Here is a 26,664-nt window from a genome sequence, read left to right as displayed (position 1 = left end):
CGGCTCTACCCATGTTTCACGTGAAACATCGCCCGTCGCCGCTTCACCACGGGCATCCGCCCGGCAGCGGGCGGGGGACAAACATCGCCATCGGGCGCGGTTGCCCGGCCGCTCTGGTCGGCTGTCGCGGAGCCATGGGTGAAGATGGATCCGTGACCTCGGCTCCCCAGCGCCCGGACGGGCCAACCCCCACTCCCCGGCTCATCGCCACCGACCTCGACGGCACCCTGCTGCGCGACGACAAATCCGTCTCGCTGCGCACGGTCGCCGCCCTCGCCGCCGCCGAGGAGGCAGGGATCGAGGTCTTCTTCGTGACCGGTCGCCCGGCCCGCTGGATGGACGTGGTCAGCGACCACGTCCACGGCCACGGCCTGGCGATCTGCGCGAACGGGGCCGCGGTGGTCGATCTTCACGCGGAGCGGGAGTTCGTACAGGTGCGCGCACTGCCGCGGGCCACGGCGCTGACGGTCGTGGAGACGCTGCGCACCGCCGCACCGGGCACCTCCTTCGCGGTCGAGATGACGACCGGCATCAACTACGAGCCGCTGTACCCGCCCTTCTTCCAGGACCCGGGTGCCCACGTGGCAACGGCCGAGAAGCTGCTGGAGGAGGAGGCCGACGACACCGCCGCTCCCGTCCTCAAGCTGCTCGCGCACCACGCCGAGCTGGCCCCGGACGAGTTCCTGGCGCTCGCCCGGTCGGCCGCCGGCGCCTACGCGTCGATCACCCGCTCCAGCCCGACCGCCCTGCTGGAAATCAGCGGGCTCGGGGTCTCCAAGGCCAGCACCCTGGAGTTGTGCTGCGCCGAGCGCGGCATCTCCGCCGCCGAGGTCGTCGCCTTCGGGGACATGCCGAACGACGTCGAGATGCTCCGCTGGGCCGGCACCTCGTACGCGATGGGCAATGCCCATCCGGACGTGATCGCGGCCGCCTCCGGACGTACCGTCGCCAACAACGAGGACGGCGTCGCCGTCGTCATCGAGCGCATCCTCGCGGAACGCGCCGCGCACCAGCGCTAGGAGACGACGGCAGCACGCGCGGGACGGCACCCCGGGGGACGCCGGGGCGTCAGAGCGGGGCCTCCCACACCAGGGTGGTCCCGGTGCCGTCCTCTCCGATGCCCGGGCCGTACGAACTCGATCCGCCCAGCGACTCGGCCCGCCGTCGCAGGTTCCGCAGCCCGCTGCGCCGGCCGCCCTCGGGAATGCCCACCCCGTCGTCGGCGACCTCCAGGCGCACCCCGGGCCTCCCGTCGGCCAGCGTGCCGGTGCAGTCCACGACCACCTCGATGCGGGACGCCTCCGCGTGCCGGAAGGCGTTCGACAGGGCCTCGCGCAGCGCCGCGATCAGGTTCTTGCCCACCAGCTCGCCGACCACCGTGTCGACCGGGCCGAGGAAGCGGTGGGCCGGCTTGAAGCCCAACGGCACCGCGGCCATGTTGATCTCCCGCAGGACCCGGGTGCGCAGTCCCGACGGAGCCTCGGCCGGTCCCTGTTGCAGCGCGAAGATCGCGGTGCGGATCTCCTGGATCGTCACGTCCAGCTCGTCCACGGCCTTGCCGACGCCGTCGACGACCTCGGGAACGACGGACCGCCGCTGGGCTCCCTCCAGCATCATCCCGGTGGCGAACAGCCGCTGGATGACCAGATCGTGCAGGTCCCGGGCGATCCGGTCGCGGTCCTCGAACACCGCGAGCCGCTCCCGGTCGCGCTGCGCCTCGGCCATCATCAGCGCGAGCGCCGCCTGGGAGGCGAACTGGGTGGCCAGGGTCCGCTCGGCCTCGCTGAACTGCCTCTTGCCGCGGGCCCGCGGGGTGACCAGCGCGCCCAGCACCCGCCCGCCGCTGTGCAGCGGCAGCATCATGCAGGGCCCGTACTGGCTGGTCAGCCGGCTGATCATGCGGGGGTCGCTGGCGGCGTCCTCCACGAAGACCGGCTCACCCTCAAGCAGCTTCGCCACCACCGGGCTCTCGGCCGGGATCACCAGACCGAGCGAGGTGGCAACGCTCTCGGCGGAGACCGCCACGATCTCCATGCCGCCGTCCTCGGCCGGCAGCATCACGATCCCGGCGGCGGAGTCCGCCAGGTGGCGGGCCTGCTCGGCCACCACCGACAGTGCGTCGTCCGCGTCCCCGCCCGACAGCAGAGCGGTCGTGACGGCCACCGAGCCGTCGATCCACCGCTCCCGCTGGGTGGCGGCCTCGTACAGCCGGGCGTTGCCGATGGCGATGCCCGCCTCGGTGGCCAGGACCCGGACCATGTGGACGTCGTAATCGTTGAACCGGCCGCCGCCGTTCTTCTCGGCGAGGTACAGATTGCCGAAGATCTCCCCCTGCACCCGGATCGGGACGCCGAGGAAGGTCTTCATGGGCGGGTGGTGCTTCGGGAACCCTGCCGAGCGCGGATCCTTCGTGAGATCGGCGAGCTGCACCGTGTCGGGGTGGGAGATCAGCGCGCCGAGCAGGCCCCGCTTGCCGTCAGGCCGGTGCCCGATCTTCCGGGCCGTCTCGGCGTCGATGCCGAAGGTGACGAAGTCCGACAGCCCGCGGCCTTCGGTGTCGACGACGCCGATGGCCGCGTACCGGGCGTCCGCGAGCTCGGCCGCCGTCTCGCAGATGCGGTCGAGGGTGGAGTGCAGTTCGAGTCCGGTGCCGACGGAGCGCATGGCCTCCAGCAGTTGCGGCACCCGGGCCGTGAGCTCGGTGGAGAGGCCCTGCAGGCTTCTGGTGGCCCGGGTGGCCGCCTCCAGCGGGTCCGGTGTTCCGGGTGAGGACTCCGGCGGTTCCTGCGACTCCTGCACTGACATGCCCTTGAGACTAGTTAGTCCCTTTTACCGGGGAAAGTCGGCCAGGGCGCCGTCGGCGGCCCGCTCCCGCTCCAGCAGGTTCCGCAGCGGCCCTTCGGCCGACGCCAGCTGCGCGTACGTACCGCGCTGCACGACCGCTCCGCGCTCCAGTACGAGCACTTCGTCGACCGCCTCCAGGCCGGCCAGCCGGTGCGTGATCAGCACGGTCGTGCGCCCCTCGGTGGCGGCGAGCAGATCCGCCGTCAGGGCGTCCGCGGTGGCCAGGTCCAGGTGCTCGGCCGGCTCGTCGAGGACGAGGACGGGGAAGTCGGCGAGCAGCGCCCTCGCCAGGGCCAGGCGCTGGCGCTGGCCGCCGGAGATCCGCTCGCCGTGCTCACCCACCAGCGTGTCCAGCCCGTCCGGAAGGCCCTCGGCCCACTCCAGCAGCCGGGCCGCCGCCAAGGCCTCCCGCAATTGCTCCTCGCTCGCCCTGGTCCGGGCCAGCCGCAGGTTCTCCCGTACCGAGCTGTCGAAGAGGTGCGCGTCCTGGGCGCACAGGCCCACCATCCGGCGGACCTCGTCGCCGTCGAGCGTGCGCGCGTCGGCGCCGCCCAGGGTGTACGTGCCTTCGCACGGGTCCAGGAACCGCAGCAGGACCTGGGCCAGCGAGGTCTTGCCCGCACCCGAGGAGCCGACGACGGCGATCCGCCGGCCCGCCTCCAGGGTGAGGTCCAGTCCCTGCAACGCGTCCCGCTCCTGCCCGGGGTGCCGCACGGCGAGTCCGGCCAGCCGCAGCGGGAACGGGGAGGCCGGCACCGCGGCCGGCCGCTCCGGCTCGGCGACCGGGACGGGAGCGTCGATGACCTCGTAGATCCGCTCGGCGCTCCGGCGCACCCGCTGCCGGTACTGGACGGCCTGCGGAAGCCCGTTGACCGCCTCGAACGCGGCGAGCGGGGTCAGCACGGCCACGGCCATGGCCACGCCGGACAGCCGTCCACCGTGCACGGCGTCGGCGGCCAGGGCCGCGGCGAGGACCACGGTCAGCCCGCACACGAGGGCGGTGAGCCCGCTCCCGAGCCCGGTGACGGCGGCTCCCCGTGCGGAGATGGCGGTCAGCGTCCGGTCGCTCTCCTTCGTGGCGTCCTTCCGCCCGGCCAGCGCCCCGGCGACGGTCAGCTCGGCGGTCCCGGTCAGCAGATCGGCCACCCGGGCGGCGAGTTCCCCCCGGGCGGGCGCCAGCCGCCGCTCCGCACGCCGGGCGCAGGCTGCGCTGACCAGCGGCACTCCGACCCCGGCGGCGAGCAGCCCGACGGCGAGCGCGGCCCCTGCCCCGGGCAGCAGCCAGGCGGTGAAGGCGACCGATCCGGTGCCCACGAGTACCGCGGTGCCCACCGGCAGCAGCCAGCGCAGCCAGTAGTCCTGGAGGGAGTCGGCATCGGCCACCAGGCGGGCCAGCAGGTCTCCGCGCCGCTGCTCGCGCAGCCCGGCGGGCGCGATGCGCTCCAGCCTGCGGAAGACCGACACCCGCAGGTCGGCGAGCATCCGCAGTACGGCGTCGTGGGAGACCAGCCGCTCCGCGTACCGGAAGACGGCCCTCCCGAGTCCGAAGGTCCGGGTGGCCGTGACGGCCACCATCAGGTAGAGCACCGGCGGCTGTTCGGAGGCCCGCGAGATGAGCCATCCGGAGACGGCCATGAGCCCGACGCTGCACCCGACGGCCAGGGCCCCGAGGAGCAGCCCGAGCCGGAACCGCCCCTGCCATGCCTTGGCCACGGCGCGTACCCGCCGGAGCGGATCGCCACCGCCCCCGTCGGCGCCGCCTGCCTTGGCGGCCCTCTCGGAAGCGCGGCCGAGGATCCACTCCCCGGGGCCGGAAGGCCCACTGCGCTCCCCGCCGAGGCCGCCGGAGGCCGGGGGCACGATCCCGGCCCGGACGGCGGAAGGAGCCGGCAGGAGCCCCGCCGCGCTCGGCACCGCCGCCTCCGCGCCCACCCGGACCACGCGGTCGGCCACGGCCAGCAGCGCAGGACGGTGGACGACCAGCAACACGGTGCGCCCCACCGCGAGGCGTCGTACGGCGTCGACGACGGCCGCCTCGGTCTCACCGTCGAGGGCGGCGGTCGGCTCGTCGAGCAGCAGCACCGGCCTGTCCGCGAGGAACGCCCGCGCCAGTGCCAGGCGCTGGCGCTGGCCGGCGGACAGCCCGACCCCGCCTTCCCCGAGTTCCGTCTCGACACCGCGCGGCAGCGCGGCGACGAACTCCCAGGCCCCGGCGTCCTCCAGGGCCCCCGCCACCGCCTCCGCGGACGCGTCCGGCCGGGCCAGCCGTACGTTCTGGGCGATCGTCCCTGCGAACAGGTGCGGCCGCTGCGGAACCCACGCGATCCGCTCCCGCCACTGTTCGAGCGACAGCGAGGCGAGGTCCACGCCCCCGACCCGCACCCGCCCCGCGGTCGGCTCGACGAAGCCCAGCAGTACCTGGAGCAGGGTGGACTTGCCCGCCCCGCTCGGCCCGATCAGGGCGACGCACTCCCCGGGCCCGACCGTCAGCGAGACGGGTCCCGGCGAGTCCTCGCCCCGGCCCTCGTAGCGGACCGCGACCCCGTCGACCTCGATCCGCAGCCCCGCGGCGGGCACCGGGGCCACGCCGCCGGAGGCGGCGACCGGGGTCTGGAGCACCTCGAAGATCTCCTCCGCGGCAGCCAGGCCCTCGGCGGCCGCGTGGTACTGCGCCCCGACCTGGCGCAGCGGCAGGTACGCCTCGGGCGCCAGGATCAGGATGACCAGCCCGGTGTACAGGTCGAGCTCCCCGTGGACCAGCCGCATGCCGATGGTCACGGCCACCAGCGCCACCGAGAGCGTCGCCAGCAGTTCCAGGGCGAAGGAGGAAAGGAAGGCGATGCGCAGGGTCCGCACCGTCGCCTGGCGGTAATCGTCGGTGATCTTGCGGATCGACTCGGCCTGGGCCTTGGCCCGGCCGAAGACCTTCAGCGTCGGCAGCCCGGCCACCACGTCCAGGAAGTGCCCCGACAGCCGGGACAGCAGCCGCCACTGGCGGTCCATCCGGGACTGGGTGGCCATGCCGATCAGCACCATGAACAGCGGAATGAGCGGCAGGGTGACGACGATGATGGCCGCCGAGACCCAGTCCTCGGTGACGATCCGGGCGAGGACCGCCACCGGTACGACCACCGCCAGCCCCAGCTGGGGGAGGTAGCGGGAGAAGTAGTCGTCGAGGGCGTCCACGCCTCGGGTGGCCAGGGACACCAGCGACCCGGTCCTCTGCCCGCTCAGCCAGCCGGGCCCCAATTCGGCGGCCCGGTCCAGCAGGCGGCCCCGCAGCTGCGATTTGACCGCCGCGCCGGCCCGGTGGGCGGCAAGCTCCGTGAGCCAGGAGAGCAGGCCGCGCCCCAGCGCGACCGCTGCGAGCAACAGCAGCGGGGTCCGCAGGGCGCCCCCGTCCAGTCCCTGCTCGAACGCGCCGACCACGATCTCGGCGATGAGCATCGCCTGACCGACGACCAGCCCCGCCCCGGCAAGTCCCAGGGCCACCACGGCCGCCAGGAAGAGGCGGGTGGAGCGGGCGTACCGGAGCAGGCGCGGGTCGATCGGTTTCACGTGAAACATCCCCCAGAGCAGGGTCGGGCGGAAGGGTCAGGAATCCGTACGCAGCGGCTCAGTGCGCATCGGCGATGTGCTGCGTACCGATGCGCTTGCGGAACACCCAGTACGTCCAGCCCTGGTAGAGCAGGACGAGCGGCGTGGCCACTCCCGCGCACCAGGTCATGATCTTCAGGGTGTACGGGCTGGACGAGGCGTTGGTGACCGTGAGGTTCCAGGCCGCGTTCAGCGAGGACGGCATCACGTTCGGGAAGAGCGTCAGGAAGAGCATGGCGACCGCGGCGGCGATGGTGATCCCGGACAGGGCGAACGACCAGCCCTCGCGGCCCGCCAGGTTGAAGCCCAGGGCTCCGACCAGGGCCAGCACGGCGACGGCCATGGCGATCAGGCTCTTGCCGTCACCGCGCGAGACCTGCGTCCAGATCAGGAAGACGAGGGCCAGCACGGCGGTGAGCACACCCAGTCGCGTCGCCAGCCGACGCGAACGCTCGCGGATGTCCCCGACCGTCTTGAGTGAGGTGAACACCGTTCCGTGGAAGGTGAAGAGGGTGAGGGTGACGAGGCCGCCGAGCAGGGAGTAGACGTTGAGCAGGTCGAAGAGGCTGCCGACGTACTCCATGTGCTCGTCGATCTTCACTCCGCGCACGATGTTCGCGAAGGCCACGCCCCACAGGAACGCGGGGATCAGCGAGGTCCAGAAGATGGCGTGTTCCCAGTTGGTCTGCCAGCGCTCCTCGTCCCGCTTGTGGCGGTACTCGAAGGCGACACCGCGGATGATCAGGCAGAGCAGGATGAGCAGGAGCGGCAGGTAGAAGCCCGAGAAGAGGGTGGCGTACCACTCGGGGAAAGCGGCGAAGGTGGCACCGCCCGCGGTGAGCAGCCAGACCTCGTTGCCGTCCCACACGGGCCCGATCGTGTTGATCAGGACCCGCTTCTCCGTGCGGTCGCGGGCGAGCAGCTTGGTCAGGACACCGACCCCGAAGTCGAAGCCCTCCAGGAAGAAGTAGCCGGTCCACAGGACGGCGATGAGCACGAACCAGACGTCATGGAGTTGCATGGTGGGGTCCCCTCAGCCTCAGTAGGAGAAGGCCATCGGCCGGTCGGGGTTCTTGTCGTCCCCGCCGATCTTGGTGGGCGGGTTGAGGTCGGCTTCGGTCAGCTCGGGCGGGCCGAGCTTCACGTACTTCACGAGCAGCCTCACCTCGATCACCGCGAGCACGGCGTACAGGAGCGTGAAACCGATCATCGAGGTGAGCACCTCGGCCTGGGACACGTGGGGCGAGACCGCGTCGCGGGTGCGCAGGACTCCGTAGACCACCCACGGCTGGCGGCCCATCTCGGTGAAGATCCAGCCCCAGGAGTTGGCGATGAGCGGGAATCCCATGGTCCAGAGGGCGACGATCCAGTACCAGGTGGCGAACCGGGGGCTCAGCGCCTTTTTGAACAGGACCAGGTGCGGGACCTCGTCCTCGCCGGTGCGCAGCCCCGGGGGCAGCATGAACTTCTTCCGGGTGAGCCAGAGCCCCAGCACGCCGACCGCGAGCGATGCCATGCCGAAGCCGATCATCCAGCGGAAGCCCCAGTAGGCGACGGGGATGTTGGGGCGGTAGTCGCCGGGTCCGAACTTCTCCTGTTCGGCCTTGTTGACGTCGTTGATGCCGGGGACGAAGGAGGTGAAGTCGTCGTTGGCCAGGAAGGACAGCAGGCCCGGGATCTCTATCGCGACCTTGTTGTGGCCCTTTTCGACGTCTCCGTAGGCGAAGACGGAGAAGGGCGCGGGCGCCTCGCCGTCCCAGAGAGCCTCGGCGGCGGCCATCTTCATCGGCTGCTGCTTGAACATCACCTTGCCGAGCAGGTCACCGCTGATGGCGGTGCCCATGCCGGCGATGATCAGGGTGATCAGGCCGAGCCGCAGCGAGGTCCGCATCACGGGGACGTGCTTCTTGCGGGCCAGGTGGAAGGCGGAGATGCCGACCATGAAGGCGCCGCCGACCAGGAAGGCCGCCGTGATGGTGTGGAAGAACTGGGTCAGCGCGGTGTTCTGGGTGAGGACCAGCCAGAAGTCGGTGAGCTCGGCCCGGCCCCGCTCCTCGTTGATCTGGTAGCCGACCGGGTGCTGCATCCAGGAATTGGCCGCGAGGATGAAATACGCGGACAGGACGGTGCCCATGGAGACCATCCAGATGCAGGCCAGGTGGATCTTCTTCGGCAGTTTGTCCCAGCCGAAGATCCACAGGCCGATGAAGGTCGATTCGAAGAAGAAGGCGATGAGCGCCTCGAAGGCCAGCGGCGCCCCGAAGATGTCACCGACGAAGCGCGAGTAGTCGGACCAGTTCATGCCGAACTGGAACTCCTGCACGATGCCCGTGACGACGCCCATGGCGATATTGATCAAGAAGAGCTTGCCCCAGAACTTGGTGGCCCTGAGGTACTTCTCCTTCCCCGAACGCACCCACGCGGTCTGAAGGCCTGCCGTGAGCGCGGCGAGCGAGATCGTCAGCGGGACGAAGAGGAAGTGGTAGACGGTGGTGATGCCGAACTGCCATCGCGCCAACGTCTCTGGCGCCAAAGCTACGTCCACGTCGTCGTCTCCTTCGGTGCGCCGTGGTACTGCCGCGGTTTGCCTGGCATGCCCTACTCAATACGGGACGAAGCGGGACACGCTTGTGAACGCGTTCACATTCACAAGCATTATGTCGTACCAGCTCCGGCGCATTTCAGGGGGGGTGCCCTAGCCAACACATTCAACAGATTGTTGAATGCCGCCCATGAAGATTCGTATCTCCTGGCCCGCGGGCCAGCTCACGGCAGCCCTTGACGAGACCCCGACCAGCAAGGCACTCGCAGAGGCCCTGCCGATCTCCGCCTCCGCCAACACCTGGGGCGAGGAGGTCTACTTCGACACCGGCGTCTCCGTGGCGCTCGAACACGACGCCCGGCAGGTCGTCGACCCGGGCACGGTCGCGTTCTGGACCGAGGGCGACGCGCTCGCGCTGCCCTACGGCCCCACGCCCATCTCGCGGGGAGGCGAGAGCCGCCTGGCGAGCCCGTGCAACGTGCTGGGCTCGTTCGAGGGCGACCCCCGCCTGCTGTCCACCGTCCGCGACGGCGACCCGATCCGCGTGGAACTCGCGTAGCCGCTCACGGCTCGCGCGGTCCCCCAGGGCTCCATCTCGTTGAAGCCCGAGAGCTACATCTCCTTGAAGAAGGCCTCGGCCGTGTGCAGGAAGATGTCGTTCGCCTCGGGCTCACCGATCGTGACCCGCAGGCCCTCGCCCGCGAAGGGCCGGACCACCACACCGGCCTTCTCGCAGGCCGCCGCGAACTCGGCGGTGCGCTCCCCCAGCCGCATCCACACGAAGTTCGCCTGCGTGTCCGGCACCGTCCAGCCCTGGCCGAGCAGCGTCTTGTGGACCCGGGCGCGCTCGCCCACCAGCGCTCCGACCCGGCCCATCAGCTCGTCCTCGGCCCGCAGCGAGGCGACCGCCGCGTCCTGGGCGAGCTGGCTGACGCCGAACGGCACCGCCGTCTTGCGCAGCGCCGCCGCCACCGGCTCGTGCGCCACCGCGAAGCCCACCCGCAGGCCGGCCAGTCCGTACGCCTTGGAGAACGTACGCAGCACGCAGACGTTCGGGCGGCTGCGGTAGAGCTCCAGGCCGTCCGGCACCTCGGTGTCGCGGACGAACTCGTGGTACGCCTCGTCCAGCACCACGAGGATGTCGGAGGGCACCCGGTCCAGGAACCGCTCCAGCTCGGCGCGGCGCACAGCCGTGCCGGTGGGGTTGTTGGGGTTGCAGACGAAGATCAGCCGGGTCCGCTCGGTGATCGCGTCGAACATCGCGTCCAGGTCGTGCACGTCCCCGTCGGTCAGCGGGACCTGCACGGACGTGGCGCCCGAGATCTGCGTGATGATCGGGTAGGCCTCGAAGGAGCGCCAGGCGTAGATGACCTCGTCGCCCGGGCCGGCCGTCGACTGGATCAGCGACTGGGCCACGCCCACGGATCCCGTGCCCGTGGCGATGTGCTCGACCGGCACCCCGAACCGCTCGGCGAGCTCGTTCACCAGGCCCGTGCAGGCCATGTCGGGGTAGCGGTTGAACTGTCCGGCCGCCGCGACCGCGGTCTCCAGCACCCCGGACAGAGGCGGGTACGGGTTCTCGTTCGAGGACAGCTTGTACGCGACCGGCCCGCCCGCGGCAGCGGGCTTCCCGGGCTTGTAGGTGGGAATGCCGTCCAGCTCGGCGCGCAGCTTCGGGCTCTTCTCGCTCACCGCAGGTCCTCCTCGACCGTCCCGTACGACGTCGCCGTCGACTCAATACTGCTCACCTTATGAGGATTCCGCTCTCCCGAGAATGGGAGGCGCCAGGATTGCGGGGGAGCGTGTGCATATATGCGCACGCCGGTGGCCCGCGCCGTGGCGCGCATCCCTCGTACAGGTGAGTTGAGACCGTCCCGAGACCACACCGCTTTGGCATGCCCGTACCCGTCGACAAGCGCCCTGCTCACTCCCAGCGCTCAAATTCCTTTATTTCCAAGGTCATTGGGGGTGGCGAACCATGCAGAATCGTGCCTGTCAACGCGTGCATATGCATCCGGACCACCCACCCCACCGAGCCCTACTATCGGCTCGCCATGACAGCAGCAGGGAAGCATCAGGTGAGCCGGACCGAGACCACCCGGCGGGCCGCCGGCCGACAGGGCCGGGCCGGCATCAGGGACGTGGCCGCCGCGGCGGGCGTCTCGATCACGACCGTCTCCGACGCGCTCAATGGCAAGGGGCGGCTGCCGGACGCCACCCGCCGCCACGTTCGCGAGGTCGCCGACCGGCTGGGCTACCGCCCTTCCGCCGCGGCCCGCACCCTCCGTACGGGCAAGTCGGGCCTCATCGGCCTGACCGTGACCACGTACGGGGATGAACCTTTCACCTTCACCGAATTCGCGTACTTCGCCGAGATGGCCAGGGCCGCCACCTCCGCCGCGCTCGCCCGCGGCTACGCCCTCGTCATCCTGCCCGCCACCTCCCGACACGACGTGTGGTCCAACGTGGCCCTCGACGGCACCGTCGTCATCGACCCCTCCGACCACGATCCCGTCGTCAGCGAACTGGTCCGCCAGGGCCTCCCCGTCGTCTCCGACGGCCGCCCGGCAGGCTCCCTCCCCGTCACCGCCTGGGTCGACAACGACCACGAGGCCGCCGTACTCAACCTGCTCGACCACCTCGCCGCCGCCGGCGCCCGCCGGATCGGGCTGCTGACCGGCACCACCACGGACACCTACACCCGGCTGTCGACCACCGCCTACCTCAACTGGTGCGAGCGCGTCGGCCAGGACCCCGTCTACGAGTCCTACCCCGCCCACGACCCGTGCGCGGGCGCCGTCGCCGCGGACCGCCTGCTCGCCCGGCCCGACCGGCCCGACGCCGTCTACGGGCTCTTCGACCCCAACGGGACCGATCTGCTCGCCGCCGCCCGGCGCTACGGCCTGCGCGTTCCCGAGGACCTGCTGCTCGTCTGCTGCAGCGAGTCCACCGTGTACGCCAACACCGAACCGCCCATCACCACCCTCTCCCTCAAACCTCGCCGCATCGGCACCGCCGTCGTACAGCTGCTGATCGATGCCATCGAGGGGGTCGACACCGGTCGCCCGGTCGAACAGGTGGTCCCGACCGAGCTGATCATCCGCACTTCCTCGCAGCGCAGGCAGCCCCGTACGACCGTCAGTCCGCCTCGTTCTCCGGCCACGGACTGACCGCCGCGGCGCGATACCGGCGGGGCTGACGGTCCCGCCGGGGATTTCCGCAACACCCATTTCGGGAGAAAGTGGCAGGAACTACTGGTTCCGCCCAGGATTCACCACCCCTGGTGCGTCACAGAGCGCGAGCCGCATTCCTATGATGGGCGCACGACATCACGGACCCTCCGCCCAGGAGGCAAGAGGGTCCGCAGGTGTACGGCAGCGCGACGGTGGTGGAGGGGTCGATGACTCAGGGGGCCGGTCAGGGACCCGCTATGCGGACGGAGACGCTGCGGGACTTCCGGGTTCCGGTCGCCGAGCCCGTCCCGTACGGCGTGCCCGGCGCGCTTCCCGAAGAGGCCCCGGTGTACGGCGAGTACCCCGCGTACTACGCGGAGGGCGCTCTCCCGCCCCCTCCGCCGTCCGTGCCGCCCCAGCCCTCCGTGCCCCCGCAGCCGCCCGTGGGCCAGGCGCCCGCCCCCGGGGGACCGGCCCCGGCCGACGAGGACGGGACCGACGAGGTCTACGACGCGGACTACACCCCCACCCAGCGCGATCTGCCGGTCATCGGCCGCGGCGGACCGGGCGACACCGTCCAGGTCCAGTACGTTCCGCAGGAGCCCCAGGCCGCGGGCCCCGGACCGCTGTACGTCGTCGGCGACGTCCACGGCTATCTGGACGAGCTCGTCCACGAACTCCAGGCACAGGGCCTCATCGACGCCGACTGCCGCTGGTCGGCCGGCAACGCGCGCCTCTGGTTCCTCGGCGACTTCACCGACCGCGGCCCCGACGGCATCGGCGTCATCGACCTGGTGATGCGGCTGTCCGCCGAGGCGGCCGCCGTCGGCGGCTACTGCAAGGCCCTCATGGGCAATCACGAACTGCTGCTCATCGGTGCCAAGCGGTTCGGCGACACCCCGGTCGCCTCCGGGGCGGGCACCGCCACCTTCCAGGCCGCCTGGCTCCTCAACGGCGGCCAGCGCACCGACATGGAGCGCCTGGAGGACGTGCACCTGCAGTGGATGCAGCGGCTGGACGCGGCCGTGCTGGAGGACGGGCACCTGCTCCTCCATTCCGATACCACCGCCTACCTCGACTACGGCGACTCCGTGGAAGACGTCAACGACACCATCCACGAGCTGCTCAACCGCAACGACGCCGACATCACCTGGGACCTGTTCCGCAAGTTCACCAAGCGGTTCGCGTTCCGCGACGAGGAGACCGGCCCCCAGGCCGTGCGCGAACTCCTCGACACCTACGGCGGCGGCCGCGTCGTGCACGGGCACAGCCCGATCCCGTACCTGCTGGGCGAGGTGGGCACCGAGGACGGCGACGCGTCGCGCGGCCCGGAGGCCGTGAACGGGCCGCACGTGTACGCGGAGGGGCTCGCCATCGCGATGGACGGCGGGGTCACGATGGCGGGCAAACTGCTGGTCGTGCAACTCCCCTTGAACGACTGAGGGTTATCAGAAGGGGGGTAATTTCGGGAAAGCCCCTGTCACGGCGTGGCATGGGCGCTCTACCATCGCCCTATCCGTAGCAGGCTCTCCTCCGTTTGTGCCGGCGCCCGGGTCTACGCGGGCAAACCGGTCCCTACGGAGCATCGGGGGATGCACATGAACAGCGCTCCGCACCTGCTGACCGAAGACCGACCCGAGTTCGATCGGCTCCTCGACGAGGCGCTGCGCACCGCGCGCGAACGGCCCGAGCTCGCCGCCCTCGGTGAGCGCCTGAACGCCGAGCAGCTGCGCACGATGGCCATCGGGGCCAGCGCGCTGCTGACGACGGCGGCCGCGGCCGAGTACGACCACTACGTGAAACTCCGCGGAGAGCGGCGCGACGAGGTCCTGTCGGCCCCCGGTTCGACCGTGGACCGGGGTACCGGGCCGCAGGGCGAGGGCGAGGACGAAGACGGCGCGGGTGTCAGTGCCGTGGTCGCGGTGCTCGCGCCGGTCCTGGCGGGCACGGCGATGCTGATATTCCTGCTGGTGGGATACGTCCTGAAGGCGATCGAGCCCGAACCGGCCTTCGCCGACACGATGCTGACGGCCGGTTGGCTCTTCGGCGCACTGACCGTGGTCTCGCTGCTGTTCGCGGTGATCGGGCTGCTGGTGACGGCCGTCCGCAACCGGGCGACCGAGGTGGTGGCCGAGGACGGGGCGGAGGCGATGTCCGACGAGGTCGCGCGGGCCCGAGAGGCGTGGCGGCGGGCCCTGCTGGAGCGGGGCATCCTGCCGTTCCTGCGGGACGCGCTGGCCGACCCGAGCGCGGGGCCGGCGTACCCGGTCCCGCACACGCCGAAGGCCGGGCGCATCCCCAACCTGGGATACACCCGGCCCGACTTCACCAGCCCGGGGTCACCTTCACAGGGCCCCCGACCCGGCTACAGCCCACCGGACTTCACGAGCCCGGACTTCACGAGCCCGGACGGCGGCTCGCAGTGACGGCGGCCTGGACCGCCGCTACTTGATCTCCTTGGGGCGCAGGTTCATGTCCTCCTTGGTCAGCTGGTGCGAGAACCGCGCCAGAGGAGTGACGACACCGTTGGCTCCCGGAGCAGGCTGCGGGTTTGCCTGCGTCCACACCTCGTTGCAGACGAGTGCGTCCGGGGTACCGGGGTCGATGGTGCAGGTGGTCTCCCAAATGTCGCCCCCGGTCGTCAGCACCTCGATGTTGACGATGTTGGCCTGGGAGGAGACCGACACGGCGCATGCGTCGGTCGGGTAGGTCTCTCCGGTGTCGGTGAGGTCGTACCAGCGCCAGTTGGTGCGGTTGGGCGTCAGGTCGCGGATGCCCGCGTAGGTGATCGTTTCGGAGAGGACCGCCTTGACCTCACGCGAGGCTGCGGGACGGATCGAGTCCACGTCGAAGCACTGACCGCTGGCACCCCTCGCGCCGGTCGGGCCCGTGGCGCCGGTGGCACCCGTGGGGCCCGTCGGGCCCGTGGAGCCCGTCGCGCCGGTGGAGCCGGTCAGACCCGGAATGCCCATCGATCCCGTGGGGCCCGTCGGACCGGTCACGCCGGTCGCCGGGCCGGTGGGGCCCGTGGCACCCGTGGAGCCGGTCGCGCCCGTCGGGCCGGTTGAACCCGTGGCACCCGTGGAACCCGTCGGACCGGTCGGGCCGGTTGCTCCGGTGTGGCCCTTGGGGCCGCGCGGACCCCTCGGTCCGGGCGTGCCGGACTTGCACTTGTCGTTCCCCGACTGCCCGGCCGGGCTCATCGCCTTCTTGTTGGGGCGCTGCTTGCAGTGGTCACCACCACCACCGGTCACCACCGTCCCCGTCGGCTGCGTGGCGCCAGCCGCGGCCGGGGCCGCAATGCTCGCCAGAACCAGCGCGACGGAGGCGAAGGTGCCTCCCGCCAGCCAGCCGGCCCTTCGGGGCAGGGGCCCCAGGATGGATCGGGCCCTGTCCTCAGAACTCATGTACCGCTCCTCGCACACACCGGATCGAATGATCGCTCGGAGTCCGGACAGGTGACCGGACCCGCGGGTCATCCTGAAGACCGGTGCCCCGTGCGCCACCTCGCCGCGCCCGCCTGTCAGCAAATCGGACCAGCGCGCGCAGCCACTTGGCGGTGCAGGAGGGAGCCACCCGGGGCCGCACCCCGGCGCGGCGCCCACGGGCCGCCCGGCCCCGTCCCTAGGGTCAGCGGCCGTGAAGCCGACCATCTGCCTCTGCATGATCGTGAAGAACGAGTCCGCCGTCATCGAGCGCTGCCTCGACTCGGTACGGGACCTCATCGATACCTGGGTCATCTCCGACACCGGGTCCACCGACGGCACCCAGGAGCTGATCCGGAGCGCCCTGCGCGGCATCCCCGGCGAGCTCCACGAGGAACCCTGGACCGACTTCGGGCACAATCGCAGTCTCAACATCGCGCATGCCCGCGGCAAGGCCGACTACCTGCTCCTCCTCGACGCCGACCTCGTCCTGCGCCGCACCGGCCCGCTGCCCCCGCTCACCGCGCAGTCGTACATGTTGCGCCACGAGGGCACGACGGAGTACCGCATCAAGCGGCTGGTCCGGGGTGACCTCCCCTGGCGGTACGAGGGCGTCACCCACGAGTACCTGACCTGCGACGCCCCCGGGGAGTACGACGAGCGTCCCGGATTCCAGGAGAACCTCGACGCGCTGTTCATCGAAGACCACGCGGACGGGGGCTCCCGGCACGACAAGTTCGAACGTGATGCCCGCTTGCTCGGCGCCGAACTCGAAAAGGACCCCTCCAACACCAGGACGGTCTTCTACCTCGCCCAGACGATGCGGGACATGGGCGACACCGCCGCGGCGATCCGGCTCTACCGACGCCGCGCAGCCATGGGCGGCTGGGCCGAGGAGGCCTACTACGCGCTGCTCCAGGCCGGAGTCCTGAGCGCCGAGTCCGGCGACTGGCCCGCCGCCATGGACGCCCTTTCGCAGGCCTGGGAGTCCCGGCCCACCCGGCTGGAAGCCTGCTACGAACTCGCCTCCAGGCTCAGGGTGCTGGGGCGCCACCACACGGCCCACGCGATCACCTCGGCGGTGCTGGACCGCCCGGTCCCTCCGGACCTGCTGTTCGTCCAGCCATGGGTGTACCGGTGGGGGCTGCTCTTCGAGCACTCCATCACCGCGTACTGGGTGGGGGACGTGCAAGCCTCACTGCGCGCCTGCGACCGACTGCTGGCCCTGCCCGACCTGCCCGAGCCGTATCGTCGCCAGACAGAGGCCAATCGCGGTTTCGCGGTGGCCCGCAGCGGGCCGGCCGTCCCTGTTTCACGTGAAACATCGCGCGACGCGAAGGTCTGACCCCCACCGCCGCGCGGCGTGCGTCCGTGCGGGCGCATGCCGGGACACTGCTCTGGGAAGCCCCCTCATCCTCCCCAGAGCAGCGCCGGCCGTCATGGGCGGGTCAGTCCGCCAGCGGGAGGTAGACCCGGTTCCCGCTCGCGGCGAACTCGGCGGACTTCTCCGCCATGCCCGCCTCGATCTCATCGGCCTTCAGGTCGCCGCCGTGCTCACGGCGGATGTCCTGGGAGATCTTCATCGAGCAGAACTTCGGACCGCACATCGAGCAGAAGTGCGCGGTCTTGGCCGGTTCGGCCGGGAGCGTCTCGTCGTGGAACTCGCGGGCCGTGTCCGGGTCGAGGGCCAGGTTGAACTGGTCCTCCCAGCGGAACTCGAACCGCGCGTCCGACAGGGCGTCGTCCCATTCCTGGGCGCCCGGGTGGCCCTTGGCCAGGTCGGCCGCGTGAGCGGCGATCTTGTACGTGATGACGCCGGTCTTCACGTCGTCACGGTTGGGCAGGCCCAGGTGCTCCTTCGGCGTGACGTAGCAGAGCATCGCGGTGCCCCACCAGGCGATCATCGCGGCGCCGATGCCCGAGGTGATGTGGTCGTACGCCGGGGCGACGTCCGTGGTCAGCGGGCCGAGCGTGTAGAACGGCGCCTCCTCGCAGATCTCCTGCTGGAGGTCGATGTTCTCCTTGATCTTGTGCATCGGGACGTGGCCCGGGCCCTCGATCATGGTCTGCACGTTGTGCCGCTTGGCGATCGTGTTCAGCTCGCCCAGCGTCTTCAGCTCCGCGAACTGCGCTGCGTCGTTGGCGTCCGCGATGGAGCCGGGGCGCAGGCCGTCGCCGAGCGAGTACGTGACGTCGTACGTCGCGAGGATCTCGCAGAGCTCCTCGAAGTTCGTGTAGAGGAAGTTCTCCTTGTGGTGCGCCAGGCACCAGGCGGCCATGATCGAACCGCCGCGGGAGACGATGCCGGTCTTGCGGCGGGCGGTCAGCGGCACGTACGGGAGCAGCACGCCGGCGTGGACCGTCATGTAGTCGACGCCCTGCTCCGCCTGCTCGATGACCGTGTCCTTGTAGATCTCCCAGGTCAGGTCCTCGGCGCGGCCGTCGACCTTCTCCAGCGCCTGGTACAGCGGCACGGTGCCGATCGGGACCGGGGAGTTGCGCAGCACCCACTCGCGGGTGGTGTGGATGTTGCGGCCGGTCGAGAGGTCCATGACCGTGTCGGCGCCCCACTTGGTCGCCCAGGTCATCTTGTCGACCTCCTCCTCGATGGAGGAGGTGACCGCGGAGTTGCCGATGTTGGCGTTGACCTTCACCAGGAATCGCTTACCGATGATCATCGGCTCGATCTCGGGGTGGTTCACGTTCGCGGGAAGCACCGCGCGACCTGCGGCGATCTCCTCACGGACGACCTCGGGGGAGACGTTCTCGCGGATCGCGACGTACTCCATCTCCGGGGTGATCTCACCGCGGCGGGCGTACGCGAGCTGCGTGACGGCGGCGCCGTCCCGGCCCCGGCGGGGCTGGCGCGGACGCCCCGGGAAGACCGCGTCGAGGTTCTTGAGGCCACCTCGGGGCGAGGTGTGCTTGATGCCGTCGTCCTCGGGGCGCGCGGGGCGGCCCGCGTACTCCTCGGTGTCGCCGCGGCTGATGATCCAGTTCTCGCGCAGCGGCGGCAGGCCGCGCCGCACGTCGGTCTCGATCTGAGGGTCGGTGTACGGCCCGGACGTGTCGTAGAGCGTCACGTCCTTGCCGTTGGTGAGGTGGACCTGACGGACCGGCACCCGGATGTCGGGGCGGGAGCCCGCCACGTAGCCCTTGTGCCAGCCCGGCTGGCGCTCGGTCCGGTCGGCGTCGTCCTGGCTGACGGCAGGCGTGCGTGCGTCCTGAATGGTCATGAGACCTGATCTCCCTACGCCGGCATTACCCGGTAACAGGTTCGGCGGTCGACGCAGCCTCTTCCCGTACGCATCTGTGCTGCGCGTACGGTGATCAGCGCCCTCTCAGCCCGGTGCTCCGAGCTCCCGCGTTGTGCAAAGGTGCCCCCACGCTAGCGTCATTTGTGGCGTGCTGAACAGTGGGCCCCCTGAACTCTTGCGATGATCTGCCGGTGACGTCCTCGCCGCAGCCCCCCACCCAGCCCACCGAGCCCACGGGTCACAGCGACCACGCGCATGTGGGCCACGGGCACGACGACCACCGGCACGACCAGATCCCGGCCCAGGGCCACTCCCACGGTCATTCCCACGGCCACGGACCGGCGGCTCCCGTCTCGAAGCACCTGCGCAAGGTCATCGCGGCGGTCCTGATCCCCTTCGCCGTGGCCGTCTTCGTCGGCATGGTGGTTCTCTGGCCGGGCGGAGCGCCCGCCCACGAGCGCTCCGGGGTGGGCTTCGACCGGCAGACCCAGCAGGGCCGGGTCGTCGGGCTCGCACAGGTCGACTGCAAATCGGTGAACGCCTCGCAGGTGCCGACCACCGGGAACGCCACCACCCCGGAGGGCCGTGAGGCCCAGGCCCAGCAGACCGGCGACTGCAAGAAGGCCACCATCGAGGTCGGCACCGGTCCGGACAAGGGCCGGACGTTCATCGAGATCGTCCAGCCGGGCGCACCAAGGCAACTGGAGAAGGACCAGGAGGTCGTCGTCGCGTACGCGCCGGACGCGCCCCGGGACCTCCAGTACTCCGTGGTCGACGTGAACCGCAAGCTCCCGCTGGCGGTGCTGGCCGGCATCTTCGCCGTGGCCGTGGTCGTCGTCGGACGGATGCGGGGCCTGTTCGCGCTGATCGCGCTGGTCGTCAGCTTCGGCGTGCTGACCCTGTTCATCCTCCCGGCGATCCTCCAAGGCTCGAACCCACTGGTCGTCGCGGTCGTCGGAGCCAGCGCCATCATGCTCATCGCGCTGTACATGTGCCATGGCCTGAGCGCTCGTACGTCCGTCGCCGTCCTCGGCACACTCGTCTCGCTGCTGCTGATCGGGCTGCTCGGCTCGGCATTCGTCGACTGGGCGTTCCTCAGCGGCAACACCGACGACAACACCGGGCTCATCCACGGGCTCTACCCGGACATCGACATGAGCGGTCTGCTGCTCGCGGGCGTGATCATCGGATCGCTGGGCGTGCTCGACGACGTGACGGTCACCCAGACGTCGGCGGTCTGGGAACTCCACCAGGCCGACTCGTCGATGGGGCCCCGCGCCCTGTACCGCGCGGCCATCCGGATCGGCCGCGACCACATCGCCTCGGTGGTCAACACGCTGGTGCTGGCCTACGCGGGCGCAGCGCTTCCGCTGCTGCTGCTGTTCTCGATCGCGAACAGCAGTATGGGTTCGGTGGCCAACAGCGAACTGGTCGCGGAAGAGATCGTACGCACTCTGGTCGGGTCGATCGGCCTGGTCGCCTCGGTCCCGGTGACCACCGCGCTCGCGGCGCTGGTGGTGTCCGCCGACCGGCCGGGCTCCCCGGCCGGAGCGGCGGCCTCGGGGCCGGTCCGCGGCGGCCGGGGCCGGCGGCGCAAGCGCTGAGCGGCCCGGGCGGCTCGGGGGCCCGGGGCGACTCGGCGCGTGCGGTCGGCCGGCTCGGCTCGTCGGGTCCGCCCGCTCAGCCGGCGTTCTGCTCGTTCTGCCGGGACTCGGCCAGGATCCGGTCCAGCGCCTCGTCGAGGTTCTCCTCGAAGTCGCCGAGGTTTCGCTCCTGACCGAGCGGAACAAGCCGGTCGGTACGGTCGAGGAACGCGACGAGCGGCGCCGCACCGGCGCGGAACAGGGCCCGGTCGCTGCCGACCTGGAGCCGGATGTGGACGTCGGACAGTTCCTCGGGATCGGTGGGGGCGATGTGCACGTCGCCGTCACCGCACGGCTTGTTGATGCCGTCGAGGAGCAGCTCCCGGCCGAACGCCCAGGTCACGGGGGCGTCTCCGGGAAGGTGGAACGTCAGACGCACTGCGTAGGGGTCCCGGGTGTCGTACCGGAGTTCCACCGGGATCCGGAAGGAGAGCTCCTCGGAAACGAGGAAGCTCATCATGACCTCTGCCTGTACCGACTCGCGCATGGACTACCCCGCTGTAGTGGAAGTGGCCAGGAATGATCCCCCAGGGCCCTCTTGACAAGGGTGGTGGAAGCTCATGCAGATCACAAGGAGTGAGTTTTCAGATACTGATAGAGAACGAGAGGGTGCTCAACAGCGCGCCTACTTCACTCCGTAGTCGATCGACCACATACAGCAACCGTTTCTCCTGGTGCAAAGGGAGAGAAATCGCCATGGTTGCGGCGGTATCGCCCGCGGTGATGGGGATGGCTGCACACACCGTGCCCAGCGCATATTCCTGACGCTCCGTAACCGGCTCCATGCGCCCGAGAGAGCCGATTCGATGTTCGAGGGCGCTCTGGTCCCGGACGGTGTACTGGGTGACGGCCTCGACCGGGTGCCGCTCGTAGTAGTCCCTGCGCGTCTTCTCATCGAGTTGGGCCAGCAGGCACTGCCCGATGGCGTGCGCGTGGCCGGTCGCACGGAAATCCGCCCACTCCTCGACGGCGGGGCTGGCCGGGGTGTCCGAGACGCCCACCAACTCGATCTCGCCCTCGCGGAACACGGCGAAATAGACGGGGGCCCCGACCGCGTCGCGGAAGTGCGCGAGGGAGTCGAGGATCATGCTGCGACGTTTCTGCTGCAGTCCGCCGCCCGCCAGCCGCCCGGCGGCTGCGCCGAGCACGAACACTCCGCCCTCGCGCCGCAGATAGCCCTCGTGCGTGAGGGTGCGCAACAGGTGGTAGGCGGTGGGGAGCGGGAGCCCGGCTTCGCGCGCCAGTTGTTTCGCCGGGGCTCCCTCACTGTGGGAACCCGCTGCTTCGAGCAGCCTCAACGCGCGCTGCACCGAACCGATCAGCGTCGGCACACCGGCATTGTGAACCGAAGACAAAGCTCACCCCCAGGCGTGGCGGCGGGCCTGGGGAGGGCCCGCCCTGCGGGGGCCGCCCCCGCGCGCGCCGCGGTTCCTGGGGGTCGCACTCGGCCGACACTGGAGAAAACCGCAGTTCAAGGCGGTACCACCGGCGTCCGGTGCCCAGGGAACGGCGCAGATTGCCACCCTATCGGCCGATTGCCGGGGCGCGGGGGGTTTGCCACCCCACGTTCCCCCTCCCGGGTTAATCCCCCGGATTGACCCGCGGCCCGGGCCCCGAAGACCGGGGCCCGAAGCCCGGCGGTCCGGGCTCCGAGCCCTACCAGTCGCGCGAGGAGGACTTCGCACCGCCGCCGGTGAACTTCTTCACGATGAAGATCAGGCCTCCGACGAGTGCGACGAAGAGCAGCAGCTTGAAGGCGAACGAGATGAGGGCACCGAGGATGCTCGTGATGACACCACCGAAGACGAAGAGCACCAGAAGCGGGATCGCGACCCACTTGACCCACCAGGGCATGCCTGCGAATGTCTGTCGGATCCCGTCCATGTCCTCAACCTCTTCCTGAGCTTCCTGAGCCGTGACTTCCTGCTCTCGATGCTAGGAGCCCGCTCAACCGCCCGGGGGCCCGCGAGCCCTCGGACTCCCCTGATCCGCCCCCTAGGGGAATCAGGGGGTCCGACCCTGGGTCGAGGCCCGCCCGGTCAGGCCTCCGGCGGGGAGAACACCACCAATACCCGCAGGTCCTCGGTGATGTGATGGAACTTGTGCACCACCCCGGCGGGCACGTAGACGACGCTGCCGCGCGCCACCGCCGTCGTCTCCTCCGCGACCGTGATCGAACCCCGGCCGCTCACCACGAAGTACACCTCGTCCTGGCGGTGCGGCTGCTGCGGGTCGCTCTGGCCTGCGTCGAGGGCGTACAGCCCGACCGACATGTTCCGTTCGCGCAGGAACTGCAGATAGGCGCCGTCGTTCGCGAGCCGCTCCGCCTCAAGCTCGTCCAGCCGGAAGGCCTTCATCGTCGTTGTGCCCCTTGCTCTCTCGCGTTCCCTGGCATCCGCTGATCTGCTGATGTCCCACCGGGATCTTCTCTGCCACGATCAGACACATGACGAATTTCGTAGTCAAGACGCTCGCCAACGCGGCTGCCCTGGCCGTCGCCATCTGGCTGCTCGCCGGCATCACGCTCGACGACCACAGCTCCCTCGGCCGCCGGACCCTCAGCTTGATTCTGGTCGCCCTGGTCTTCGGCCTGGTCAACTTGATCGTCAAGCCCGTGGTGAAGTTCTTCTCGCTTCCCCTGTTCATCCTCACCCTCGGACTGTTCACCCTCGTCGTGAACGCCCTGATGCTGATGCTGACCTCCTGGCTGGCCAAGCAGCTCGACCTCAGCTTCCACGTCGACAATTTCTGGACCGCGCTGCTGGGCGGCTTGATCATCTCCGTCGTCTCCTGGGCCGTGAACATGGCCCTGCCCGACAAGAACTGAGCCGGCCGCCATGTACCGCGTGTGCTTCGTCTGCACGGGCAACATCTGCCGCTCCCCCATGGCCGAGTCCGTCTTCCGGGCCCGCGTCGCCGAGGCCGGGCTCGACGCCCTGGTCGAGGTGGACAGCGCCGGCACCGGCGGCTGGCACGAGGGGGACGGCGCCGATCCGCGCACCGTCACCGTCCTGGAGGCCGCCGGGTACGAGCAGGGTCACCGCGCCCGGCAGTTCCGCGCCTCGTGGTTCGCCGGCCTCGACCTGGTCATCGCGCTCGACGCCGGGCACCTGCGGGACCTGCGGGCGCTCGCGCCCACGCCCGAAGACGCCGCCAAGGTGCGGCTGCTGCGTTCCTACGACCCGGCGGCGACAGCCGCGGAGGCCGACGTACCGGATCCCTACTACGGCTCCCTCGATGGTTTCGAGCAGTGCCTGGAGCTCGTCGAGGCGGCGAGCGCGGGCCTGTTGGATGCCGTACGCGAGGCAGTGAAGGAGCACACCGCATGAACGACCACGCCGACGGGGCCGCGACGGCCGGAGCCGGGCCCCGGACAGCGGCGGCCGGGGCGGAGGGGATCGGCGAAGGGACCCGGGCCGTACGCGCCGGGCTGCCCCGGCCCGTCAAGAACGAAGCGCCCCTGCCCGGCCCCGTCTTCGCCGCCCACTTCCACCTCCCCGGCGACGTGGAGGGCCCGTACACCTACGGACGCGACACCAACCCCACCTGGACCCTGCTGGAGCGGGCCATCGGGGAACTCGAAGCACCCGGCCAGGACGGAGTCCACACCGTCGTCTTCGCCTCCGGCATGGCCGCGGTCTCCGCCGTCCTCCTCTCCCAGGCCCGTACCGGCGACACCGTCGTCCTGCCCGACGACGGCTACCAGGCGCTGCCTCTGGTCCGCGAGCAGTTGGAGGCCTACGGGATCCACGTCCGCACCGCCCCGACCGCCGGGGACGCGCAGCTCGCCGCCCTCGACGGGGCGAGGCTGCTGTGGATCGAGACGCCTTCCAATCCCGGGCTCGACGTGTGCGACATCCCGCGCCTGGCCGAGGCCGCCCACGCAGGCGGCACCCTCGTCGCCGTCGACAACACCCTCGCCACCCCGCTCGGTCAGCGGCCCCTGGAACTCGGCGCGGACTTCTCCGTAGCCAGCGGCACCAAGGGTCTCACCGGCCACGGCGACCTCCTGCTCGGCTACGTCGTCTGCCGCGACCCGGAGCTCGCGGCCGGCATCCGGCGCTGGCGCAAGATCATCGGCGCGATCCCGGGCCCGATGGAGGCCTGGCTGGCCCACCGCTCCCTGGCCACCATCCAGCTGCGGGCCCAGCGGCAGTGGGCGAACGCGCTGGCCGTCGCCGAAGCGCTGACCGACCGTGCGGACGTCACCGGGCTGCGCTATCCCGGCCTGCCGGCGGACCCGTCGCACAAGACGGCCGCCCGGCAGATGCGGGGCTTCGGCTCCGTGGTCTCCTTCACCCTGCCGGACCGCGCGCACGCCGAACGGTTCATGGCCGCCCTGCACCTGGTCGAAGACGCCACCAGCTTCGGTGGCGTACGGTCCACGGCGGAGCGGCGCGGACGGTGGGGCGGCGACCCCGTCCCTGAGGGATTCATCCGCCTGTCCGCGGGAGCCGAGGACACCGATGACCTGGTCGCGGACGTGCTGGGGGCGCTGGACGCGGCGGGCGCGGGACTCTGAAGCGGAAACAAGAGCGGTCCGAGCCTCCCCCCTAGTGGCTCGGACCGCTCCGGGTTCTGCGCGCGAAGAACCACGCACACAAGGCTAATTGACTCAACGTCAGAGTCCAATCACGGTAGCGACAGGGGCCTATCGGCATATTTATAGTTGAAGGCCCCCACCGAGAGGGGCCTTCATGGACCTGGCCCTGTTGCGCACCTTCGTCGCCGTGCACCGGGCGGGCTCGTTCACCCGGGCCGCCGCGCTCCTCGGGCTGTCACAGCCCGCCGTCACCTCACAGATCCGCACCCTCGAACGCCAGCTGGGACGGCCCCTCTTCCACCGCAGGGCCCGCGGGGTGACCCCCACCGCCGTCGGCGACGAACTCGCCCACAAGGCGGCCCCCCACCTCGACGCCCTGCTGCGGATAACCGAGGCGGAACGCGAGGCCGCCGGCGCGTTACGCACGCTGCACCTCGCCGGTCCCCCCGAGTTCCTGTGCCTGCGCGTCCTGCCCGCCCTCGCACCGCTCGTCGGCCAGGGCCACACCCTGCGCACCGTGCTCCAGGCCGGAGCCGAGGAGGCCCTCGACGGACTCGCCGCCGGCCACCACGACCTCATCGCCACCACGGCCCGCCCACGCGGCGGGCTCTTCAGCGCGACCGCCCTGTGCGACGAGGAGCACGTCTTGGTCGCCGCGCCCTACTGGGCCGCCCTCGTCGATCCGGACCGGCTGCGCGAGGCCGGCCCCGCCGCCCTCGAAGGCATTCCACTCGTCGAGGTCCACGAGACGCTTCCGCTCGTCGCCCGCTACTGGGCCGCGGTCTTCGAGACCCGTCCCGGCACCCGCACCCGGCCCGATGCCGCCACCGTCGTCGCGCCCGACCTGCGGGCCGTACTGGAGTGCGTCAGGGCCGGGGCCGGACTTGCCGTCCTGCCTCGGTACCTGTGCCAGGACGCCCTCGACAGCGGGCAGATCATCGCCCTGCTGGAGCCGCCCGTACCCCCGCTGCGCACCTGGTTCCTCGTCGTGCGGAGCGGCAGTCTGGCCCTCGCCCACCTCGCCCGTGCGCACGACCGGCTGCTGCGCGCCGCCGCTCACTGGTGAGCCTCCGCTTCCGCCGTGCGGCGCGTTTCGCCGCCACGCGTTTCAGACACCCCGGGCTGGGCCACTCTTCTCCCATGACCGAACGTCCCGTGGTCAAACGCACCGCCCGCGCGATCCTGCTCGACGGTGACGACCTGATCCTCATCAAGCGCACCAAGCCCGGCGTCGATCCCTACTGGCTGACCCCCGGCGGGGGAGTGGAGCCTTCGGACGCCACCGTCGTCGACGCCCTCCACAGAGAGCTCCACGAGGAACTCGGCGCGAAGATCACCGATGTGGTGCCCTGCTTCGTCGACACCGTCGAGCACATCGCCGACGGAGGGGTGACCGGAGTGAAGGTGCAGCACTTCTTCGTCTGCCACCTCGAATCCATGGACCCCAGCCAGCGGCACGGCCCCGAAGTCGACGAGCCCGCAGGCGAGTACGAGATCGTCCGCGTGCCCTTCAGCCGGGTCGGCATCGCCGCGGTGCATCTCGTCCCGCTGTCCCTGCGTCACTACCTCGACGGCAACATCGAGGGCCTACGCGCCATGCACGCCCCCGACCTGGGCTGATCCCGCCCCGATCCACACGG

General features: G+C 70.7%; 23 protein-coding genes and 1 riboswitch. Of the genes, 12 read left to right on the top strand and 11 right to left on the bottom strand.

What is annotated here, in order from left to right:
* Positions 1 to 134 precede the first annotated feature (134 nt).
* On the top strand, positions 135 to 1,019 hold the full coding sequence (locus tag AB0M92_RS28780) for a Cof-type HAD-IIB family hydrolase (protein WP_366105217.1): 885 nt from the start codon (positions 135 to 137) through the stop codon (positions 1,017 to 1,019).
* Positions 1,020 to 1,068: 49 nt separating this feature from the next.
* Here AB0M92_RS28780 and AB0M92_RS28775 read toward each other — a convergent pair whose 3' ends face one another.
* From AB0M92_RS28775 to AB0M92_RS28760, 4 genes are read right to left on the bottom strand one after another with little or no spacing between them, the layout of a single operon-like run.
* Positions 1,069 to 2,805: a GAF domain-containing protein gene (locus AB0M92_RS28775; RefSeq protein WP_366105216.1), complete on the bottom strand. Its 1,737-nt coding sequence runs from the start codon at positions 2,803 to 2,805 to the stop codon at positions 1,069 to 1,071.
* A 24-nt stretch (positions 2,806 to 2,829) separates the two neighbouring features.
* Positions 2,830 to 6,402: a thiol reductant ABC exporter subunit CydD gene (gene cydD / locus AB0M92_RS28770; RefSeq protein ID WP_366105215.1), complete on the bottom strand. Its 3,573-nt coding sequence runs from the start codon at positions 6,400 to 6,402 to the stop codon at positions 2,830 to 2,832.
* Between the two features lie 58 nt (positions 6,403 to 6,460).
* Positions 6,461 to 7,462 carry a cytochrome d ubiquinol oxidase subunit II gene (gene cydB, locus AB0M92_RS28765; protein WP_366105214.1) on the bottom strand — a complete coding sequence of 334 codons (1,002 nt, stop codon included), beginning with the start codon at positions 7,460 to 7,462 and terminating at the stop codon, positions 6,461 to 6,463.
* An 18-nt stretch (positions 7,463 to 7,480) separates the two neighbouring features.
* A complete protein-coding gene (locus AB0M92_RS28760) occupies positions 7,481 to 8,986 on the bottom strand; it encodes a cytochrome ubiquinol oxidase subunit I (protein ID WP_366105213.1) in 1,506 nt (501 codons plus the stop codon).
* Between the two features lie 187 nt (positions 8,987 to 9,173).
* On the opposite strand from AB0M92_RS28760, the gene AB0M92_RS28755 reads away from it, so the two are divergent.
* Positions 9,174 to 9,542, top strand: a complete 369-nt coding sequence (locus AB0M92_RS28755; RefSeq protein WP_366105212.1) for a cyclophilin-like fold protein — start codon at positions 9,174 to 9,176, stop codon at positions 9,540 to 9,542.
* A 53-nt stretch (positions 9,543 to 9,595) separates the two neighbouring features.
* On the opposite strand, the gene hisC is transcribed toward AB0M92_RS28755, so the two are convergent.
* Positions 9,596 to 10,675, bottom strand: a complete 1,080-nt coding sequence (gene hisC / locus AB0M92_RS28750; RefSeq protein WP_366105211.1) for a histidinol-phosphate transaminase — start codon at positions 10,673 to 10,675, stop codon at positions 9,596 to 9,598.
* A gap of 362 nt (positions 10,676 to 11,037) precedes the next feature.
* Here hisC and AB0M92_RS28745 point away from each other — a divergent pair, with 362 nt between their 5' ends.
* The 3 genes from AB0M92_RS28745 to AB0M92_RS28735 all read left to right on the top strand — a co-directional run bounded on the left by AB0M92_RS28745 (position 11,038) and on the right by AB0M92_RS28735 (position 14,582).
* Positions 11,038 to 12,153 (top strand): LacI family DNA-binding transcriptional regulator, encoded by a 1,116-nt coding sequence (locus tag AB0M92_RS28745; protein ID WP_366105210.1) that lies wholly within the window; start codon positions 11,038 to 11,040, stop codon positions 12,151 to 12,153.
* A gap of 230 nt (positions 12,154 to 12,383) precedes the next feature.
* A complete protein-coding gene (locus AB0M92_RS28740; protein WP_366105209.1) occupies positions 12,384 to 13,598 on the top strand; it encodes a metallophosphoesterase in 1,215 nt (404 codons plus the stop codon).
* 150 nt (positions 13,599 to 13,748) lie between these two features.
* Positions 13,749 to 14,582 carry a hypothetical protein gene (locus AB0M92_RS28735; RefSeq protein WP_366105208.1) on the top strand — a complete coding sequence of 278 codons (834 nt, stop codon included), beginning with the start codon at positions 13,749 to 13,751 and terminating at the stop codon, positions 14,580 to 14,582.
* Positions 14,583 to 14,600: 18 nt separating this feature from the next.
* Here AB0M92_RS28735 and AB0M92_RS28730 read toward each other — a convergent pair whose 3' ends face one another.
* The gene (locus AB0M92_RS28730; protein WP_366105207.1) at positions 14,601 to 15,563 is read right to left on the bottom strand and encodes a hypothetical protein; all 963 of its coding nucleotides are present in this window, start codon (positions 15,561 to 15,563) and stop codon (positions 14,601 to 14,603) included.
* 232 nt (positions 15,564 to 15,795) lie between these two features.
* Here AB0M92_RS28730 and AB0M92_RS28725 point away from each other — a divergent pair, with 232 nt between their 5' ends.
* Positions 15,796 to 16,926, top strand: a complete 1,131-nt coding sequence (locus AB0M92_RS28725; RefSeq protein ID WP_366105206.1) for a glycosyltransferase — start codon at positions 15,796 to 15,798, stop codon at positions 16,924 to 16,926.
* A 103-nt stretch (positions 16,927 to 17,029) separates the two neighbouring features.
* Here the strand turns inward: AB0M92_RS28725 and thiC are convergent, their stop codons facing one another.
* Entirely contained in the window at positions 17,030 to 18,817 is a 1,788-nt protein-coding gene (thiC, locus tag AB0M92_RS28720) for a phosphomethylpyrimidine synthase ThiC (protein ID WP_366105205.1), read from the bottom strand.
* Positions 18,812 to 18,957, bottom strand: a riboswitch (TPP riboswitch). Its footprint overlaps the gene before it by 6 nt.
* A 72-nt stretch (positions 18,958 to 19,029) precedes the next feature.
* On the opposite strand from thiC, the gene AB0M92_RS28715 reads away from it, so the two are divergent.
* On the top strand, positions 19,030 to 20,442 hold the full coding sequence (locus tag AB0M92_RS28715; RefSeq protein WP_366105204.1) for a YibE/F family protein: 1,413 nt from the start codon (positions 19,030 to 19,032) through the stop codon (positions 20,440 to 20,442).
* Between the two features lie 76 nt (positions 20,443 to 20,518).
* On the opposite strand, the gene AB0M92_RS28710 is transcribed toward AB0M92_RS28715, so the two are convergent.
* The 4 genes from AB0M92_RS28710 to AB0M92_RS28695 form a co-directional block, all read right to left on the bottom strand.
* Entirely contained in the window at positions 20,519 to 20,968 is a 450-nt protein-coding gene (locus tag AB0M92_RS28710; protein WP_099890683.1) for an SsgA family sporulation/cell division regulator, read from the bottom strand.
* Between the two features lie 97 nt (positions 20,969 to 21,065).
* Positions 21,066 to 21,836: a helix-turn-helix domain-containing protein gene (locus AB0M92_RS28705; RefSeq protein WP_366105203.1), complete on the bottom strand. Its 771-nt coding sequence runs from the start codon at positions 21,834 to 21,836 to the stop codon at positions 21,066 to 21,068.
* Between the two features lie 301 nt (positions 21,837 to 22,137).
* Positions 22,138 to 22,356 carry a DUF5326 family protein gene (locus AB0M92_RS28700; protein WP_366105303.1) on the bottom strand — a complete coding sequence of 73 codons (219 nt, stop codon included), beginning with the start codon at positions 22,354 to 22,356 and terminating at the stop codon, positions 22,138 to 22,140.
* Between the two features lie 164 nt (positions 22,357 to 22,520).
* Positions 22,521 to 22,838 carry a cupin domain-containing protein gene (locus AB0M92_RS28695; RefSeq protein ID WP_366105202.1) on the bottom strand — a complete coding sequence of 106 codons (318 nt, stop codon included), beginning with the start codon at positions 22,836 to 22,838 and terminating at the stop codon, positions 22,521 to 22,523.
* 89 nt (positions 22,839 to 22,927) lie between these two features.
* Here AB0M92_RS28695 and AB0M92_RS28690 point away from each other — a divergent pair, with 89 nt between their 5' ends.
* The 5 genes from AB0M92_RS28690 (at position 22,928) to AB0M92_RS28670 (ending at position 26,644) form a co-directional block, all read left to right on the top strand.
* The gene (locus tag AB0M92_RS28690) at positions 22,928 to 23,308 is read left to right on the top strand and encodes a phage holin family protein (RefSeq protein ID WP_366105201.1); all 381 of its coding nucleotides are present in this window, start codon (positions 22,928 to 22,930) and stop codon (positions 23,306 to 23,308) included.
* 10 nt (positions 23,309 to 23,318) lie between these two features.
* The gene (locus AB0M92_RS28685; protein WP_366105200.1) at positions 23,319 to 23,810 is read left to right on the top strand and encodes a low molecular weight protein-tyrosine-phosphatase; all 492 of its coding nucleotides are present in this window, start codon (positions 23,319 to 23,321) and stop codon (positions 23,808 to 23,810) included.
* A complete protein-coding gene (locus AB0M92_RS28680) occupies positions 23,807 to 25,003 on the top strand; it encodes a cystathionine gamma-lyase (protein WP_366105199.1) in 1,197 nt (398 codons plus the stop codon). The genes AB0M92_RS28685 and AB0M92_RS28680 overlap by 4 nt, the downstream gene beginning before the upstream one ends.
* Before the next feature lie 175 nt (positions 25,004 to 25,178).
* Complete coding sequence (locus AB0M92_RS28675; RefSeq protein WP_366105198.1) at positions 25,179 to 26,090, top strand: LysR family transcriptional regulator; 912 nt, start codon at positions 25,179 to 25,181, stop codon at positions 26,088 to 26,090.
* Between the two features lie 74 nt (positions 26,091 to 26,164).
* Positions 26,165 to 26,644, top strand: coding sequence for an NUDIX hydrolase (locus AB0M92_RS28670; RefSeq protein ID WP_366105197.1), 480 nt, complete (start codon positions 26,165 to 26,167; stop codon positions 26,642 to 26,644).
* Positions 26,645 to 26,664 lie beyond the last annotated feature (20 nt).

It is taken from the genome of Streptomyces sp. NPDC051582 (genome assembly GCF_040681715.1).
GTDB lineage: Bacteria > Actinomycetota > Actinomycetes > Streptomycetales > Streptomycetaceae > Streptomyces.
This window is presented reverse-complemented; position numbering and strand designations above follow the sequence as displayed.